This is a genomic window from Desulfovibrio porci (assembly GCF_009696265.1).
GTDB classification, from domain to species: Bacteria; Desulfobacterota; Desulfovibrionia; order Desulfovibrionales; family Desulfovibrionaceae; genus Desulfovibrio; species Desulfovibrio porci.
The window spans coordinates 244,077-260,501 of record NZ_VUMH01000002.1 but is presented as its reverse complement, the minus strand read 5'-3'; the positions used below and the strand labels follow the sequence as shown (position 1 = coordinate 260,501).

Annotated in this window: 14 protein-coding genes; 8 read left to right on the top strand and 6 right to left on the bottom strand. The window is 61.6% G+C overall.

Going from position 1 to position 16,425, the window contains the following annotated elements; genetic code table 11:
• Positions 1 to 70: 70 nt before the first annotated feature.
• A complete protein-coding gene (htpG, locus tag FYJ44_RS03100; protein ID WP_154509063.1) occupies positions 71 to 2,047 on the bottom strand; it encodes a molecular chaperone HtpG in 1,977 nt (658 codons plus the stop codon).
• 135 nt (positions 2,048 to 2,182) lie between these two features.
• Between htpG and FYJ44_RS03095 the strand changes: the two genes are divergently transcribed.
• The 4 genes from FYJ44_RS03095 (at position 2,183) to FYJ44_RS03080 (ending at position 5,365) form a co-directional block, all read left to right on the top strand.
• Positions 2,183 to 3,499, top strand: coding sequence for a cytochrome ubiquinol oxidase subunit I (locus FYJ44_RS03095; RefSeq protein ID WP_154509061.1), 1,317 nt, complete (start codon positions 2,183 to 2,185; stop codon positions 3,497 to 3,499).
• Positions 3,500 to 3,502: 3 nt separating this feature from the next.
• A complete protein-coding gene (gene cydB / locus FYJ44_RS03090) occupies positions 3,503 to 4,525 on the top strand; it encodes a cytochrome d ubiquinol oxidase subunit II (protein WP_154509059.1) in 1,023 nt (340 codons plus the stop codon).
• Positions 4,526 to 4,599: 74 nt separating this feature from the next.
• Entirely contained in the window at positions 4,600 to 4,863 is a 264-nt protein-coding gene (locus FYJ44_RS03085) for a hypothetical protein (RefSeq protein ID WP_154509057.1), read from the top strand.
• A gap of 64 nt (positions 4,864 to 4,927) precedes the next feature.
• Complete coding sequence (locus FYJ44_RS03080) at positions 4,928 to 5,365, top strand: YqaA family protein (RefSeq protein WP_154509055.1); 438 nt, start codon at positions 4,928 to 4,930, stop codon at positions 5,363 to 5,365.
• A gap of 78 nt (positions 5,366 to 5,443) precedes the next feature.
• On the opposite strand, the gene FYJ44_RS03075 is transcribed toward FYJ44_RS03080, so the two are convergent.
• The 5 genes from FYJ44_RS03075 to FYJ44_RS03055 form a co-directional block, all read right to left on the bottom strand.
• Positions 5,444 to 6,037, bottom strand: coding sequence for an OmpH/Skp family outer membrane protein (locus FYJ44_RS03075; RefSeq protein ID WP_154509053.1), 594 nt, complete (start codon positions 6,035 to 6,037; stop codon positions 5,444 to 5,446).
• Positions 6,038 to 6,366: 329 nt separating this feature from the next.
• Positions 6,367 to 7,077, bottom strand: a complete 711-nt coding sequence (locus FYJ44_RS03070) for an SAM-dependent methyltransferase (RefSeq protein WP_154509051.1) — start codon at positions 7,075 to 7,077, stop codon at positions 6,367 to 6,369.
• Positions 7,078 to 7,233: 156 nt separating this feature from the next.
• On the bottom strand, positions 7,234 to 8,307 hold the full coding sequence (gene rsgA / locus FYJ44_RS03065; RefSeq protein WP_154509049.1) for a ribosome small subunit-dependent GTPase A: 1,074 nt from the start codon (positions 8,305 to 8,307) through the stop codon (positions 7,234 to 7,236).
• Between the two features lie 131 nt (positions 8,308 to 8,438).
• Entirely contained in the window at positions 8,439 to 8,711 is a 273-nt protein-coding gene (locus tag FYJ44_RS03060) for a CD3324 family protein (protein ID WP_154509047.1), read from the bottom strand.
• 470 nt (positions 8,712 to 9,181) lie between these two features.
• Positions 9,182 to 10,321, bottom strand: a complete 1,140-nt coding sequence (locus FYJ44_RS03055) for a transglycosylase SLT domain-containing protein (protein ID WP_154509045.1) — start codon at positions 10,319 to 10,321, stop codon at positions 9,182 to 9,184.
• Positions 10,322 to 10,517: 196 nt separating this feature from the next.
• Here FYJ44_RS03055 and FYJ44_RS03050 point away from each other — a divergent pair, with 196 nt between their 5' ends.
• From FYJ44_RS03050 to FYJ44_RS03035, 4 genes are read left to right on the top strand one after another with little or no spacing between them, the layout of a single operon-like run.
• Complete coding sequence (locus FYJ44_RS03050) at positions 10,518 to 11,735, top strand: hypothetical protein (protein WP_229772468.1); 1,218 nt, start codon at positions 10,518 to 10,520, stop codon at positions 11,733 to 11,735.
• A gap of 1 nt (position 11,736) precedes the next feature.
• Complete coding sequence (locus tag FYJ44_RS03045; RefSeq protein WP_154509043.1) at positions 11,737 to 13,500, top strand: SulP family inorganic anion transporter; 1,764 nt, start codon at positions 11,737 to 11,739, stop codon at positions 13,498 to 13,500.
• A gap of 2 nt (positions 13,501 to 13,502) precedes the next feature.
• Positions 13,503 to 15,383, top strand: coding sequence for a SulP family inorganic anion transporter (locus FYJ44_RS03040; RefSeq protein ID WP_154509041.1), 1,881 nt, complete (start codon positions 13,503 to 13,505; stop codon positions 15,381 to 15,383).
• On the top strand, positions 15,380 to 16,384 hold the full coding sequence (locus FYJ44_RS03035) for a tRNA dihydrouridine synthase (protein ID WP_154509039.1): 1,005 nt from the start codon (positions 15,380 to 15,382) through the stop codon (positions 16,382 to 16,384). Before FYJ44_RS03040 ends, FYJ44_RS03035 begins: the two co-directional genes overlap by 4 nt.
• Positions 16,385 to 16,425: the final 41 nt, after the last annotated feature.

The window sequence follows — 16,425 nt, the reverse complement described above, 5'->3', positions numbered from 1 at the left end:
AGCGCCGCCGCCCGTGGGTTCCAGGGGCGGCGGCGCTTGTCTGACAGCGTTTTTTTTCAAAAAAACGTCTTTATATTTTCCTGACTTCCGTATACCAGGCCGCCGCTTCGGCCAGCAGTTCATTGGTGCGCGCGGCCAAGGCCTGCGGGTCCTTGAGGTAGCCGTCCAGCAGCAGGCTGGCGTCAAAAAGGCTCCGGGTCATTTCCGCCAGGATCCGGTCCTGCCCGTCAGCCTTGAACATGCGCAGCATGTTGCGCAGCAGGGGATGATCCCGGTTGACCTCCAGCACCTTGACCGGCAGGGAGTCGTCCTTCTGCATGACCTTGAGCAGTTTTTCCATGGACGAGCTCATGCCGCCGTCGGGCGAAACCAGCACCGCCGGACTGTCGGCCAGGCGGTGCGACACGCGCACTTCCGTCACCTTGTCGCCCAGAATTTCCTTCATCCGGGCCAGCAGCTTGTCAAAGGAAGTATTGTCCTCCTCGGAGAGCGGCGCGGCGGCCTCTTTTTCCGGCTTTTCCTTGTCCGCGAAAGAGGCCAGGGCGTCGTCGGCCGCGTTTTCAGCGGCCTTGAAGTCCCATTCCTTATATTTGCCCAGCCCTTCCATGACGAACTCGTCCACGGGTTCAAAAAGGTAAAGCACCTCAATGCCCTTCTTGCGGAAAAGCTCCATGTGCGGATTGAGCCGCGCGGCCTCGCGGTTGGGCGCGGCCACGTACCAGAAGGTCTTCTGGCCTTCGGGCGCGCGGGCCATATATTCGTCCAGGCTGGTCAGGGCGTCGGCGTCGGGCAGGGTGGAGGAATTGAAGCGCAGCAGGGCGCTGACCCGCTCCCGGTTGGGGAAGTCATGATAGCCCAGCTTGAAGATCTTGCCGTGCAACTGCCAGAAGCGCTTGTACTTCTCCGCATCATCCTTGGCCATTTTTTCCAGATGGCTCAGGGTCTGCTTGACAATGACCTGATTGATCTTGCGCAGGAGCACGTTTTCCTGAAGCGTTTCGCGCGAGATGTTCAGGGGCAGGTCTTCGGTGTCCACCACGCCCTTGAGGAAGGCCAGGTATTCGGGGATCAGCTCCTTGTTGCGGTGCTGGATAAGCACGCGCCGGGCATAGAGATCCAGGCCCCAGAAGTCGCGGTCCGCGCCGAAAAAGTCCTGGCCGGAATCCGGGATGTACAGCAGGGCGTTGAACTGCACGGGCGCGTCCACGGCGATATGCTGCACGTCCAGGGGAGCCTTGGCGTCATAGCTCAGGGCCTTGTAGAAATCGTCGTACTGCTCCTTGGTCACGGAGGACTTGGGCTCACGCCAGAGCGCGGGCTGGGTGTTGACGCGCTCGCCGTCCACAAACACCGGGAAGGGCACAAAGGCCGAATGTTTGCGGATGGCCGACTCCACCCGGAATTTTTCCAGAAATTCCACGGCGTCGTCCTTGAGATGGGCCTTGACCACGGTGCCGCGTTTGGGTTCTTCGGCGTCAAAGGGCTCCACACTGTACGAACCCAGGCCGTCGCTGATCCAGACATGGGCCTGGGCGTCCTTTTCAAAAGCCGGGCGCGAGGTCACTTCCACCCTGTCGGCCACCATGAAGACCGAGTAAAAACCCACGCCGAAACGCCCGATGATGTTGGCCGCGTCGGCCGCCGCGGCTTCGCCATCCGCCGCGCCGCCGTCTTTGCCGTCGCTCTTTTCCTTGCCGGAGCGGGATTCGGCGGCCAGACCGGCCAGAAACTCCTCGGAGCCGGACTTGGCGATGGTGCCCAGATTTTCGGCCAGCTCCCCGGCGGTCATGCCCAGGCCGGTGTCGGCGATGATCAGGGTTTTGGCGTCCTTGTCGATGCTGATCCTGATTTCCAGGGGCAGATCCGGCTCGCGCGGGCTTTCGCCCCGGTTGACGCGGAAGCGCAGCTTGTCCAGGGCGTCCGAGGCGTTGGAAATAAGCTCACGCAGAAAAATTTCCCGGTTGGTGTACAGGGAATTGGTAAGAATATGCAGCACCTTGCGCACTTCGGCGCGGAATTGGCGGGTCTTTTTGCCGGCTTCGGCCATGACGAACCTCCTGAAAAAAATTATTTTTAAAATAAGACCGGTCCGCCCCGCGTCAAGGGCAAACCGATATTGGTAACTCCTTGCCTTTTAAGCGGTATCACGCTATCTGGCTAAAAGAAGTCGTAAGGAGGGCTTATGGACGTCGTGATGCTTTCACGGCTGCAATTTGCTGTAGCCGTTTTTTTCCATTTTATTTTCGTTCCGCTCACTTTGGGGCTTTCCGTGATTCTCGCCTGGATGGAGACACGCTATGTGCGCACCGGGGATGAGATCTGGAAACGCCATGCCAAATTCTGGGGCAAACTTTTTCTCATCAACTTTACTCTGGGCGTGGTGACCGGCATCACCCTGGAATTCCAGTTCGGCACCAACTGGTCCCGCTACTCCGAGTATGTGGGCGACATTTTCGGCTCGCTGCTGGCCATTGAAGCCACGGTGGCCTTCTTCCTGGAATCCACCTTCCTGGCCGTCTGGCATTTCGGCTGGAACAAGCTGGGCAAAAAGGCCCACTGCGCCTGTATCTGGCTGGTGGCCATCGCGGGCAACCTCTCCGCGCTCTGGATTATCCTGGCCAACGGCTTCATGCAGCACCCCGTGGGCTATGTGATCAACGAGGCCGCCGGACGGACCGAGCTTTCCAACTTCTGGGACGTGGTCTTCAACGGCTATGCCTGGGGCATGTACGCCCACACCGTGCTGGCCTCCTGGGCCGTGGGCGGCTTCTTCGTGCTGGGCGTCTCGGCCTGGCATCTGCTGCGCAAGAGCAATACCGAGTTCTTCCGCCGCTCCTTCCGGATGGTCGCGCCCTACACCCTGGCCCTCACTCTGATCCTGGCCCTGAGCGGCGACCAGCAGGGCAAGGCCGTGGCCGAGCACCAGCCCGCCAAGCTGGCGGCCATGGAATCCCACTGGGAAACCGCCCGGGACGTGCCCTTCTATCTGCTGGTCTGGCCTGATCCGGAAAACGAACGCAACAGCGTGGAAGCGCTGGGCATCCCCGGCCTGCTGAGCTGGATCGCCTACGAGCACACCGACGCGGAAGTCAAGGGCCTCAAGGACTTCCCCAAGGAAGACCGCCCGCCGGTTTCGCCCGTGTTCTGGTCCTTCCGGGGCATGGTGGCGCTGGGCATGCTCTTCATCCTGCTGGCCCTGGGGGCCACCCTCCAGCGCAAGCGCGAGATGCCCTGCTCCGGCCTGCTCAAGGCCCTGGTCTGGAACATCCCCCTGCCGTACATCGGTCTGATGCTGGGCTGGGCCGTGGCTGAAATCGGCCGCCAGCCCTGGATCGTCCACGGTCTGATGCGTACCACCGACGCTGTTTCCCCGGTGCCGACGAGCAGCGTGGCCATTTCGCTGGGGGCTTTCATCGTGGTCTACTCGGTGCTGGGCATTCTGGATATCTATCTGCTGCGCAAATACGCGCTCAAGGGCCCCGACGCCCAGGAGGCATAAGTCATGTTGGAAACCATCTGGTTCGTGCTCTGGACCCTGCTCTGGGCCGTATATTTTGTGTTGGACGGTTTTGACCTGGGGCTGGGCACCCTGCTGCCCTTCCTCGGCAAAACCGAACAGGAGCGCCGCTTCATGTACAACGCTGCCGGGCCCTTCTGGGACGGCAACGAAGTCTGGCTGATCTCGGCCGGCGGCGTGACCTTCGCGGCTTTTCCCAAGGCGTACGCGGTGATGTTCAGCGCGCTGTATGCGCCCCTGCTCATCCTGCTCTTCGCCCTGATCTTCCGCGCCGTGTCCTTTGAATTCCGCAACAAGGTGGAAAGCGACGCCTGGCGTTCCCTCTGGGACGGCGTGCACTTTGTGGCCAACCTGGCGCCCTGCATCCTGCTGGGCGTGGCCTTCGCCAACCTGTTCATGGGCATTCCGGTGGACGCCCAGGGCGTCTACCACGGCAGCCTGCTCGGGCTGCTGAACCTCTACGGCCTGGCCGGGGGCGTGTTCTTCCTCTGCATGTTCGTGCTGCACGGGGCCATCTGGCTGTCCATCAAAAGCGAGGGCGATCTGCAGACCCGCGCCCTGGCCGCGGCCACCTTCGTCTGGCCCATCATGCTGGCGCTGCTGGTGGCCTTCCTGATTCTGACCGCCTTCTACACCAAGCTGTACGACAACTATCTGGCCATGCCGGTCCTCTTCATCCTGCCCCTGCTGGCCCTGGCCGGTCTGCTGGGCGCGCGCTGCATGCTCAGCAAGGGCAAACTCTGGCTGGCCTGGGGCTGCAGCGCCCTGTTCATCATCGGCGTGACCTTCTTCGGCGTCATGGGCATGTTCCCCGGCATGATCATCTCCTCGCTGGATCCCGCCGCCACGGTGACGGCCTTCAACGGCTCTTCCAGCCAGCTGACCCTGAAGATCATGCTGGGCGTGGCCCTGGTCATGGTGCCCATTGTGCTCATTTACCAGTTCTGGATGTACCGCCTCTTCTCGCATCCGGTGACGGCCAAAGATCTGGACGACCACGCGTATTAATTGCCGGGCTGTGCCCTGTTCTTCAGCAAGCCGCGCCGGAATTCCGGCGCGGCTTTTTACACACGGAGCTCATCATGAAAAAATTCAAGATCATTATGCCGCTGATTCTGGCGCTGGGCCTGTTCGCCCTGGCGGGCTGCGCCCCACGCGACCATGCGCCGCCGACCTTTGAGGAGCAACAGGCCCAGGCGGCCAAGGCGCAGTGCAGCGAGGAAGCCACGGCCATGAACAGCGAAGGCGTGCACAACTCCAGCAATCCGTTCTGGGCCTCGTATTTCGAGATGTGCATGCACCGTCTGGGCGTGACCGATGCCGAACTGAAAAAAATGTGGTATTGAGGGCCCGCCCCGGCAGGATGGCGATCACGATGCGGCGGCCGCAACGGCGCGGGAAAACGCGGCCATGAGCCTTGCGGCTCTCTGGGGCCTGTTCCTTGCCGCCTTTGCGGCCGCCACGCTTTTGCCCGCCCAGTCCGAACTGGCTCTGGCCGGTCTGCTGGCCACCGGGCATAAACCTGTGTGGCTGCTCATTGCCGTGGCCGCGGCGGGCAATACGCTGGGCGCGGCCGTCAACTGGCTGCTGGGCCGCTGTTGCGTCCGCTTTCAGGACAGGCGCTGGTTTCCGGTCAAAAAGAAAAGCCTGGGCAAGGCCGAAACCTGGTACCGCAGATACGGGCGCTGGTCCCTTTTATTGAGTTGGGCGCCGGTCATCGGCGATCCCCTGACTCTGGCCGCCGGTCTCCTGCGCGAGCCGTTCGGCTCCTTCATCCTGATTGTGGGGCTGGCCAAGCTGGGCCGTTATCTTGTGGTGGCGGGCGCGGCCCTGCGGTGGCTCGCATAGCGGGAGCCATTCTCCCCAACGACAAACGCCCCTTTTCCGTGAGGAAAAGAGGCGTTAACATCAGAATACCGTTAAAAACTACTTCTTCTTGCCGTTCTCGGGCGCGTCGGCCTTGGGCTGCTCTTTCGGCTGCTCCTTTTCCTGCGGCTGAGCGGCGGGAGCCGGGGCCGCTTCAGGCGCGGCCGGTTCGGGCAGCGGCTTGAAATCGATCTTCTGCTTGTTCACTTCAGCGATAACAGCTGCGGTCACGTCCGCCTTGGGATTGAAAGCGGCGGCCACTTCGGCGCTGAGGATGATGTCGTAGCCCTGCTGTTCGCGGTAGGCGTTGAGAACGCGCTGAATGGTGTCATAAAGCAGATTGACCACATTCTGCTGTTCGGCCTGCATGCGTTGCTGCGAAGCCATGTACACGCCCTGCAGTTCTTTCTGCGCGGCCTCGTCCTTGGGATCTTTTTCCAGACGAGCCTGAATGGCGTTGAGTTTTTCCTGCATGCCGCTCTGAAGGCTTTCCAGGAATTTTACGCCGGCCTTGCCCGGCTCGCTGTCGCGCATGATGCGCGCCATATCCACGACCGCCAGTTTGGGTTGAGCATCCTTGGTTTCCGTCTGCTGGCAGGCCAGCAGCATGAAACTCAACACAAAAACCAGCGGCATAAAAAGACGGATTCGCATGGTAATGAGCACTCCTCTCAAAGCGTTGTTGCCTCTGGATACGTTTTTTTCACGCTCAGCTCAACAGTTTTTTCCCCGCGCGGGTCCGGCGGCCCTGGGGACTGTTTCTCAATGGGGTTTTCCGTTGCCCCACAAATTGCGCCGTATCCAAGGCGTCCGGCTGAAAGAGGCACGGGAGCGGCGCCGGGTCGCCCAAAAACTGAGGCCAGGCAACAGCGAACCCGCTGGAACGGAACACCCCGCCAACAACGCCATACCAATGCGGCCAGGAACACCGCGCTGCATACAGCCGCTCGGCCCGACTTATAAGAAAGCAGCAAAAAATTTCCTCAGATTTTCCGCCCTGCCATCTGCACCATATTAAAATAATTACCCGCTCCAGCTTCCATCATGGGGATATCGCCTTGGGCATGAGGATTGGGAGACTTGAGCCATTCCTCCCACGCCTGCCTGCATGAATCCATCTCACGGCAATGCGTTATTGTTATTCCGGGTTCCTTTTCCCATAATGCCCGCCACCAGTTACGGGAATAAAAATACCACTCCGGCGTCCAGAAGGGTTGAATTTCCTCCGGCAGCCGCCCTTCGGGGAAGTCTTGGATAAATCCGGGCACGGCTACCGCCATGAACCCGCCTCTTTTCACAAAAGACAGGAGTTTCGGCAGCATAGCCTCGTTGCCGCCAAAGTACTGGTACGAATCCACGCTTATGATCATGTCGAAATATTCATGGGCAAACGGAAGCTCTTTCGTGGCGTCAACCAGGAAGGGAAATATCTTTGCGTCAAGTCCCAGGCTTGCGAAGCGTTGTGCATTCTCGGCGGGTGAAATCCACAAGTCCGCCGCAAACACCGTCACATCGTATTTTTCCGCAAGCAGGATGGAAGAAAGCCCCGTGCCGCAACCCAGGTCAAGAATGCGCATGCCTGCGGCAAGCGGAAGGAAGGAGGCCAATTCTTCCGTAATGCGCATGGCATTCGGCCCCATCATGGCATCAAGAAGAAAGTTCATGTCATAACTATCTGTAAATATTGTATTCATATTCCACTTCCTGATGCAATAACCTGCCTGATGACACACCAAGCCATACAGAACATCACACGCTTCCTTTTCTTGTTTCAGAAAAGAGAATACGCAGTTGAGATATCAACGCGCTCAGAAAACAATATTGCAGCTATTCGAGGCTGATGACGCCTTTTACCTTCGCTTGTCGGTTTGCCTGAGAAAGGCCCTGGCCTTTTTCATCCCGCCGATATTCTCAAACATCCCGTTCAGTTTTTCGCTTTCAAGCTGCCGGGAAGAAAGTCCGCGATAGCGGGTTTCTCGTTTGAGTTTCTGATAGTTTGCCCAGCGTCTTTCATCCAATGCCCCTGTTTCCAGCGCCCGCTTCACCGCGCAGCCCGGCTCAGCGCCATGCGTGCAGTCATCAAACCGGCATTGCATTGCAAGGTTTTCAATATCCGCGAACGACCGGGACAAATCGACGAACTCCACGCCAAGCTCGCGCATACCGGGGGTATCAATGACAATGCCACCCTGGGGCAAAAGCAGGAGTTCCCTGCGCGTCGTGGTGTGCATACCCTTATCGTCCTGCCCCACCTGTGAAGTGCGCAAGACTTCCTTCCCGGCCAGGAGATTGATGAGCGTGGATTTTCCCACTCCGGATGAACCGATAAAAGAGGCTGTAATGCCCGGCTTGAGATAGGAACGCAGGCCGTCATGCGAGCTTTGATCGTTGATGGAAGTGGTCACGACATCCACTCCGGGAGCCAGAGCCGAGATTTCATCCAGAATATGCGATACGTCAGCGTATAAATCAGCTTTGGTCAGGATAATCACCGGCAAGGCGCGACTGTTCCATGCAACTGAAAGATAGCGTTCCAAGCGGCTTAGATTGTAATCGTTATTCAGCGACATACAGATGAAAACAATATCAATATTTGCCGCAACTAGTTGCGTTTGTTCCTCCAGACCAACCGCTTTTCGGGTAAAGGCACTTTTGCGTTGTAAAACATGGTGAATGACCGCATGGCCCGCATCAGCTTCCGGCAGGCTCAGCATGACAAAGTCCCCCACGGCCGGATAGCGGGACAGGGCAATTGCGTTGTGACGAAATTTGCCGGAAATTTCAGCCAGTTTTTCGCCCTGGTTCGTCATCACCTTGTACAAGCCTTTATGCTGCGAAGTGATTCTTGCCAGATGCCGGTCCGGGTACAATGCGGCCTCGGCAAAAAAGCCATCCCCGGCTCCATAATCAATCAGAATATTCATGCATTCTTTCCTTTTCATCAACGTGGCAAATGATTGCACCTGCAACCATACTACGTATGGCTGTAGTGTACATGCTACTTTTGCTTTCAGAAAAGAAAAAGCGCCCCGACCAGCGTCAGGGCGCCCGAATGCTAGCCGTTTCTGGCGGCATTAATAATCTTGTATATAGCCTTTTCCGACAAAAAATATTCTTCCGCCAGTTCCGCAACAGAACATCCGGCCAGGCGTCTGGACAGAATCTCCCTGTTTCGTGCCTGAAGTGCCTTTTTTGTCTGCGTATTTGCACCCCACGGCAGTTTGTTGTCCGCTCTGCGTGGGATATAAATATACGCTCCGTCTATATACTGCTGAACCGCCCTCAATAAAGAATGCGGCAAAACATCATTTGCTTTTTTATAGCCCATTATGCTCCTCCTAATTGATATCAGGATTGAGCAAGAGCTATTGCCTAAAAATTTATGGTATTATGCAATAGCCCCTGCTATGCATAACGAACAGAATCCGATAAAGTAAACATCAAATTCCCTTGCCAAAAGCGTGTTGAAAATTAAGCGGAATACGATACCGGCCTGTCGGGAACACATCCGCAAGAAGCCGCCGACGCGGCAACAACCAGCCCGGTCGCAATAAAAGGCAATGGCCGGTGCAGAGATAACAGAAAAATCGCTTGTGTCAACACGCCTGGGGCCTGTTTCTAAATTGAGGAATTTTGCCTTTGCAGCGAGGAAAGCAAACTTTTTATGAAAGGAGTATACTCTTAACGGAGTCGACAAAAAGCGCACCTTGCTTAGCCGTCGGCAGCTTCGCCGCCTTACGGATAACGACAGGAGAGATGACGAAGCTGCAAAGCAAAAGAACCAATTAGAGACAGCCCCTAACGCAGTTCGGCATACTGCCCCTTCATCCGCCGCACCTTGGCCACATAGAAACGCGTTTCGCGCACCGGCAGCCGCGCTGTCAGGTCTTCGTACAATTCCTCGGCGCTCATGGCGTTGATCCGCGCCACGGCCTCCCCGCCGGTCTTGCCGTAAAGGCGCAAAAAGCGGTTGGGCCCCATATTGTAGGCGGCCACGGCGCAATATTCGCGCGCCAGCGGGTCGCTCACATCCTGGAAATAGCGGGTCAGCAGAATATGCAGATAGGCCGTGCCGTAACGGATGTTGATCTCGGGCACGCGCAGTTCGTCGAAGCTCACATCGCCGGGGCGGCCGTAGAGAAAACGGTGCACCTCGTCGCTGGCCGTGCTGGGCAGCAACTGCATGAGGCCCATGGCCGATTTGCCGCTGATCAGGGTGGGCGAAAAATCGCTTTCGCTGTGGATGATGGCGTAGACCAGTTCGGTGCTGAGGTGGTAGCGGCGGGCGAAATTCTCCACCAGTTGCTGATAGCGTCGCGCGCGGGAAAACAGGTCGCCGCGCTCGAAATACGCGCCTTCCGGCAGCATTTCCTCAGCCGCTTTTTTGGCGTCCTCAGCCGTGCGCGGGCTCAGCGGCGTGTAGCCGGAAAGCAGGGTTTCCGCCGCCTGCCAGCGCAGGGGACGGCCGCGCGCGTCCAGGGCGTCGCCGTACTGGCGGGGCTGGGCCGTCACCAGCAACGGCATGGACACGCCGTCCAGAGCCAGCAGGGGCGCGAGGTCCGCCGGCGCGGCCGCCTCGTCGAAAAACAGTTCGTCGCCGCCCATGTCCAGGCGGACGCCGCTCTTCTCAAAGCTGATGATCTGCTCCGCTCCGGCCTGTCCCGCCAGCGCGGTCAGGGCGGGATCGTCCTCCCCGGTCCCGCGCGCCGCGTCCGGAGAGGCGGCGGCCCGGCGCACCGCCCAAAGGCGCGTGCCGTCGCCGAGCGGCAGAATAGGCTCAGGCAGGTCCTCGGGCCGCAGGCTGACCACATGGGCGCTGGCCCGGCGGCGCACTTCCGGCCCTTCGCTCTGGGGCACAAAACCCGCCAGCAGGCCCAGCAGAAGCAGGGCGCCTCCAAGGCTCAGCGAAAGAATCACGAGGGTTTTGCGGCGTAGCATAGAGAACATCCTTATGGCAGGGTTCCGGCATGGCCCGTCCAGGCCGTCCGGGGGAGAGGCTGCGCTTTTCTCTTGCAATTCTTTTGCCACGCTAAAAAAACTCTATTATTTCAATTTATTGTCAAGGAAAGAAAAAAATTCACAACCTGTCGGTCAAAAAAATGAACCCCCATTGACCGGATTCATTTTCCGCACTATGCTCAGTGTTCCTGAAAAAGTGCCCGCCCGCCGCGCCAGTCGCGCTGAAATCCGGCGGGCAAACCACCATGCCGCGGAAAAGGCCGGGCCCATCGTGTCGCAACATTCACCACAAGCCATTCGCGAGGAGATCGGGCGTCTTCTGAAATACGCCCCCCCCGAAATGCGCGCCGCCGTGCTGGGCGTCCTGCCCGCGGCCAAACGCACCCTCGACTCCGGCTATCACCCGGAAGTGCGCGGCGTGCCGCTCAAAAGCTGGCGCTGCCTGCTGCATCTGCTCTCCTCCGTGGCCTCCATGCAGAGCGACACCGAAACCCTGCTGCGGGTTTCCAACGACCTGCTGGGCATTGCCGACCACATGGCCCCGCCCGACGAAGTGCTGCGCCAGAGCGCGGAAATCCTGGTCCACGCCCTGCATGCCGAAATGTACGTCTGCCGCCTCAGAAATTCCAGAGGCGAGTGGGTGACCCGCGCGGCCAACAACATCCATGGCCAGAGCATCCCCATCGTGGCCCCCTATCTGGATGAGAATCTGCGCCGCCATCCGGTTATGAGCGCCATCATGGACGGGCACGTGCGCTACGTGGTTTCCAACAATCTTCAGGGGCTGGAGCGCGGCGGCGGCTCTTTCGACTGCGTGGTCTACAAGGAAGGCTACCGTTCGCGTCTGGCCTTTGTGCTGCGCGAGCGCAACAACCGTCCGGCCTTCGGGCTGGTGCAGCTCTACACCAAGCGCGAATACGGCTTCGAGGCCTATGACGAACGTTTTCTCGCCAAATGCGCGCGCATCGTCTCGCTGACCGTGGGCCGCCGCGTGGCCGTGGCCCGCGACACGCTGGAGAAAGCCGCCGGGGCCATGGCCCATTACGGCAACAACGCCCTCAACGTCATGCGCAACCAGGCCGAGTACTGCGGGGAACTGGTGGAGGACATTGACGCAAACCTCACCCGCGCCCTGCGCCTTTCGCGTGAGCTGCTGGCCGAATTTCCCTCGGATTCGCGCGGCCGCCGCCTGGCTCTGGAGCTGGAAAGCATCCTGGCCCGCGCGGACCTCACGGAACTGGCCGGGCATCTGGGCGGCGTGCTGGAAGGCACGCGGCGCATGACCCGGATCATCAATTCCCTGAAAAAATCCGTGGAACGTCCCCGCCTGATGCACTACGCCCTGGGTCACGACGTGCTCAAGTTGGAAGACGACGTCCGGCACGAGGACTGAAATGCACGCCAGAAAAATCCTTCCCTTTCTGTCCACCCTGCACGGCTACAGCTTGGGAGATCTGCGGGCCGATTTCACGGCGGCCTTCACCGTGACGCCCATGGCCATCCCCCAGGCCATGGCCTACGCCATGATGGCCGGGGTGCATCCGCAATACGGCATTTACGCCTGCATGCTGCCGGTGATCGTGGCCGCGCTCTGGGGGTCCTCGCGCTTTCTGGCCGCCGGGCCCACCAACGCCATTTCCATGATCCTGTTTTCCACCATGGCCACGGTGAGCGTGGGCGGCGTGCTGCTGTCCGGCCTGCCCGAAGAGGCGCGCATGCCCTACATCTTCGGCCTGGCCCTGCTCTGCGGGCTGCTTCAGGTGGGCATGGGCCTGGCCCGCCTGGGCGATCTGGCCAACTACATTTCCCATTCCGTCATGGTGGCCTTTGCCACGGGCATGGCCTTTCTGATCGCGGGCAGCCAGATCAAGGCGGCTCTGGGCCTGCCCGGCGCGCAACCGGCGGGCTTTTTCCCCCAGATCTGGCTGGCAATGCGCCAGCTCGACCAGACCAACTGCTGGAGCCTGCTTCTGGCCCTGCAGACCATCTTCCTGATCCTGGTCTTCAGCCGCTGCATCTCCCGGCGTTTTCCCTCCACCCTGGCGGCCCTGGCCATCGCCACCCTCACAGCCATGACCCTCGACGCGCAGAGCAAGGGCGTGACCCTGGTGGGGGCCATTCCCAGCATCGTGCCGCCCCTCTCGCTGCCGCCCGCCCTCAGCCTCGGCCTGTTCAAGGACCTGTTCATGCCCGCCCTGGCCATCGCCCTGCTGGGGGCCGTGCAATCCCTGGCCATCGGCAAACAGATGGCCGCCATCAAGGGCGACAGTTTCAGCGGCAGCCAGGAACTCATCGCCCAGGGACTGGGCAACATCACGGCCGGTCTGACCTCGGGCATACCGGGTTGCGGTTCCTTTACCCGCAGCGCGCCCATGGTGACGCTGGGCGCGCACACCCGCATGGGTTCCGTGTTTTCCGGTCTGCTGGCCCTGCCCATGCTCTTTGTGCTGGCTCCCATGATCAGCCGCCTGCCCATGCCCGCTCTGGCCGGAGTGCTACTGCTCATTGCCGCGCAGAGCATCGACCCGCGCGCCATCCGCCTCTGCCTGGTGGCCACGCGCGTGGACCGCGCTGTGCTGCTGCTGACCTTCGCCGCCACTCTGGTGCTGCATCTGGAGCAGGCCGTTCTGGTGGGCGTGCTGCTCTCGCTGATCCTCTACATTTACAAGACCTCGCACCCGCGCGTGCTCCGTCTGCGGCCCAATGATCCCCTGCTGCGCAACGCGCCGCCGGACATGCCGCCCGGCGTGGCCGTCTATGTCATCGAGGGCACGCTCTTTTTCGGGGCCATCCACGAGTTGGAACGCCAGCTGGAGGAAGTGGACCGCGAGCCCGCCCGCCTGGTGCTGCTGCATCTGACCCGCGTGTTCTGGCTGGACGCCTCGGGCGCGCACGCCCTGGAACAATTCGTGGAACGCTGCTACGCCCGTTCCCTGCCCGTGATCCTGGTGGTGGGCGGCCGCAACGTGCGCGACATCCTCCGGCGCACCGGCATTCTGGACCATCTCAGTTCAGGTTTCGTGGCGGACAGCATGGATCAGGGCCTGCAACTGGCCTCCGGCCTGCTGCAACGGATCACCTGCCGGGGCGACGTCTGCGACCTGCCGCCCGCCGGACAGCCCCAGGCAACGTCCGGGCCTTCCTCCAACCTGAGGTGACTATGCGCGCCGCCAGATTCTTTCCCTTTCTGGAGACCCTGAGGACTTACACGACCCGCGATTTCCGGGCGGACTTCATGGCCGCGCTGACAGTGACGCCCATGGCCATTCCCCAGGCCATGGCCTACGCCCTGATCGCCGGGGTGCATCCGCAATACGGCATCTACGCCTGCATGCTGCCGGTGATCGTGGCTGCGCTCTGGGGTTCGGCCCGCTATCTGGCCGCCGGACCCACCAACGCCATCTCCATGGTGCTTTTTTCCACCATGGCCACGGTGAGCGTGGGCGGCGCGCTGCTCTCCAGCCTGCCCGAGGAAGCGCGCATGACCTATGTCTTCGGCCTGGCCCTGCTCTGTGGGCTGATCCAGGTGGGCATGGGCCTGGCCCGGCTGGGCGATCTGGCCAATTTCATCTCCCACTCGGTCATGGTGGCCTTTGCCACGGGCGCGGCCCTGCTCATCGCCGCCGGACAGCTCAAAACCGTGCTGGGTCTGACCGGTCCCAAGCCCGCCGGATTTTTTCCTCAGATCGGCATGGCCGTTCAGAATATCAATCAGATCAATTACTGGAGCCTGGGTCTGGCCCTGCTGACCATCGCCCTGATCCTGGCCCTGCGCCGCATTTCCCGGCGCTTTCCGGCCACCCTGGGCGCGCTGGCCCTGGTGGGGGCCGTGGGCGCGCTCTTGCAGGTCAAAGAACGCGGCGTGGCCCTGGTGGGCCCCATTCCCAATGTCATCCCGCCCTTTTCCCTGCCTCCGGCTTTCGACCTCACGGCTCTGGGCGATCTGTTCATGCCCGCCCTGGCTATCGCCCTGCTGGGCACGGTGGAATCCCTGGCCATCGGCAAACAGATGGCCGCCGTCAAGGGCGACAGCTTTGACGGCAGCCAGGAGCTCATCGGCCAGGGCCTGGGCAACATCGCCGCGGGCCTGACCTCGGGCATTCCGGGCTGCGGCTCCTTCACCCGCAGCGCGCTGGTGGTCACCTCGGGCGGCAACACCCGCATGGGCACCGTGTTTTCCGGCCTGCTGGCCCTACCCATGCTCTTTGCCCTGGCCCCGCTGATGAGCTGGCTGCCCCTGCCCGCCCTGGGCGGCGTGCTGCTGCTGATCTCTTTCCAGATGATCGACCGGGAGGCCATCCGCCTCTGCCTGGTGGCCACGCGCATCGACCGCGCCGTGCTGCTGCTGACCTTCGCCGCCACTCTGATCCTGGATCTGGAACGGGCCATTTTCGTGGGCGTGCTGCTCTCGCTGGTGCTGTTCATCTACAAGACCGCTCATCCGCGTGTGCGGCGGCTGCGGCCCGACGATCCCCTGCTGCGCAACGCGCCGCCGGACATGCCGCCCGGCGTGGCCGTCTACGTCATTGAGGGCACGCTCTTTTTCGGGGCCATCCACGAGCTGGAACGCCAACTCTACGAGGAAGACCGCGAGCCCGCCCGTCTGGTGCTGTTGCACCTGACTCGCGTATTCTGGCTGGACGCCTCGGGCGCGCACGCTCTGGCCCAGTTTGTGGAGCGCTGCTACGCCCGTTCCGTCCCCGTGATCCTGGTGGTGGGCAGCCGCAATGTGCGTGAAATTCTCCAGCGCACCGGCATTCTGGACTATCTCAGTTCCGGCTTTGTGGCCGAAACCATCAACGAGGGCCTGCATCTGGCCGCCAATCTGCTCAACCGGGTTTCCTGCCGGGATGGCCAGTGCGTATTCCCCGCGCCGGACGGCCCGCCGCCCGCGCCGCCCGCTCCCGTCGCGCCGGGCGGAAGCATTCCCCCGGCCGGGGAAGCCGGAGCGGCGGCCGCGACCGTCCCGGCCGGTCAGTCCCGCACTGTGGCCGACGCCGCGTCGGAGGATGCCGGTCCGAAGGAAGCGGAACGTTCATGAGCAAAACCGCTTCGCTGCCGCGCTGTCCGGCGAATCCCGAAAGCCTGCCCTTTGGCCCGGACAAGCCATGGCTGGCCCCGCTGGCCGGGTACAGCGACCTGCCCTTCCGCCTGCTCTGCCGGGAATACGGGGCCGCCGTCTGCGTGACCGAAATGGTCAGCGCCAAGGGACTGGTCTACCAGAGCCCCGGCACCAACGATCTGCTGGCCAGCCTGCCCGAAGATCAGCCTCTGGTGGTCCAGTTGTTCGGCGCGGAGGCGGATTTTCTGCGCCGGGCCGTGGCCCTGCTGCGCGAGGCGGGCTACGGCTGGTTCGATCTGAACATGGGCTGCTCCGTGCCCAAGGTTTTGCGCCAGGGCGCGGGCGCGGCCATGCTGGGCGACGTGGAGAACAGTCTGGTCGTGGCAAAAGCCATGCTGGAGGAAGCCGGAACGGGCCGGGTGGGCTTCAAACTGCGCCTGGGCCTGGACGCCGCGCGCCCGGTGCTGCCGGAACTGGCCCTGCGCCTGGAAGACCTGGGCGCGGGCTGGCTGACCCTGCACCCGCGCACCGCCCGTCAGGGTTTCGGAGGCACGGCGGACTGGGACGCCCTGACCCGCCTGTCGCCGCGCCTTTCCCTGCCGCTGCTGGCCAGCGGCGACCTGTTCAGCGCCGCCGACGGTCTGCGTTGCCAGGAGCGGACCGGAGCCACAGGCGTGATGTACGCGCGCGGGGCCATGCACGATCCGGCCATTTTCGCCGCCCATCTGACCCTCCGCCGGGGAGAGCGGCCCGCGGAAGCCACGCCCGCCGCCTTGCGGGCCATGATCCTGCGCCACATGGATCTGGCGCGCGCCCTCTGTCCGGGCAAGGCCGCGCTGTGGAAGATGCGCTCGGTGGTGCCGCGCTACGTGCGGGCCCTGCCCGGCGCCCGGGCCTTGCGTCAGCAGCTCTGCCGCTGTACAGATTGGTCGGAGCTCACGGACGCGCTGGAAAATTTTCTGGCCGCCGCTTCTCGCTGATCTCCTCCTTTTCGCCACCGCCGACTCTCAAGGAGCTGGTA

Bases quoted from the DNA above. Each gene is read 5' to 3' on its own strand.
- FYJ44_RS03040 (WP_154509041.1), top strand. From the start codon at position 13,503: ATGCGCGCCGCCAGATTCTTTCCCTTTCTGGAGACCCTGAGGACTTAC.
- htpG (WP_154509063.1), bottom strand. From the start codon at position 2,047: ATGGCCGAAGCCGGCAAAAAGACCCGCCAATTCCGCGCCGAAGTGCGC.
- FYJ44_RS03060 (WP_154509047.1), bottom strand. From the start codon at position 8,711: ATGGGCTATAAAAAAGCAAATGATGTTTTGCCGCATTCTTTATTGAGG.
- FYJ44_RS03035 (WP_154509039.1), top strand. From the start codon at position 15,380: ATGAGCAAAACCGCTTCGCTGCCGCGCTGTCCGGCGAATCCCGAAAGC.
- FYJ44_RS03050 (WP_229772468.1), top strand. From the start codon at position 10,518: ATGCTCAGTGTTCCTGAAAAAGTGCCCGCCCGCCGCGCCAGTCGCGCT.
- FYJ44_RS03075 (WP_154509053.1), bottom strand. From the start codon at position 6,037: ATGCGAATCCGTCTTTTTATGCCGCTGGTTTTTGTGTTGAGTTTCATG.
- rsgA (WP_154509049.1), bottom strand. From the start codon at position 8,307: ATGAATATTCTGATTGATTATGGAGCCGGGGATGGCTTTTTTGCCGAG.
- FYJ44_RS03095 (WP_154509061.1), top strand. From the start codon at position 2,183: ATGGACGTCGTGATGCTTTCACGGCTGCAATTTGCTGTAGCCGTTTTT.
- cydB (WP_154509059.1), top strand. From the start codon at position 3,503: ATGTTGGAAACCATCTGGTTCGTGCTCTGGACCCTGCTCTGGGCCGTA.
- FYJ44_RS03045 (WP_154509043.1), top strand. From the start codon at position 11,737: ATGCACGCCAGAAAAATCCTTCCCTTTCTGTCCACCCTGCACGGCTAC.
- FYJ44_RS03080 (WP_154509055.1), top strand. From the start codon at position 4,928: ATGAGCCTTGCGGCTCTCTGGGGCCTGTTCCTTGCCGCCTTTGCGGCC.
- FYJ44_RS03085 (WP_154509057.1), top strand. From the start codon at position 4,600: ATGAAAAAATTCAAGATCATTATGCCGCTGATTCTGGCGCTGGGCCTG.
- FYJ44_RS03070 (WP_154509051.1), bottom strand. From the start codon at position 7,077: ATGAATACAATATTTACAGATAGTTATGACATGAACTTTCTTCTTGAT.
- FYJ44_RS03055 (WP_154509045.1), bottom strand. From the start codon at position 10,321: ATGCTACGCCGCAAAACCCTCGTGATTCTTTCGCTGAGCCTTGGAGGC.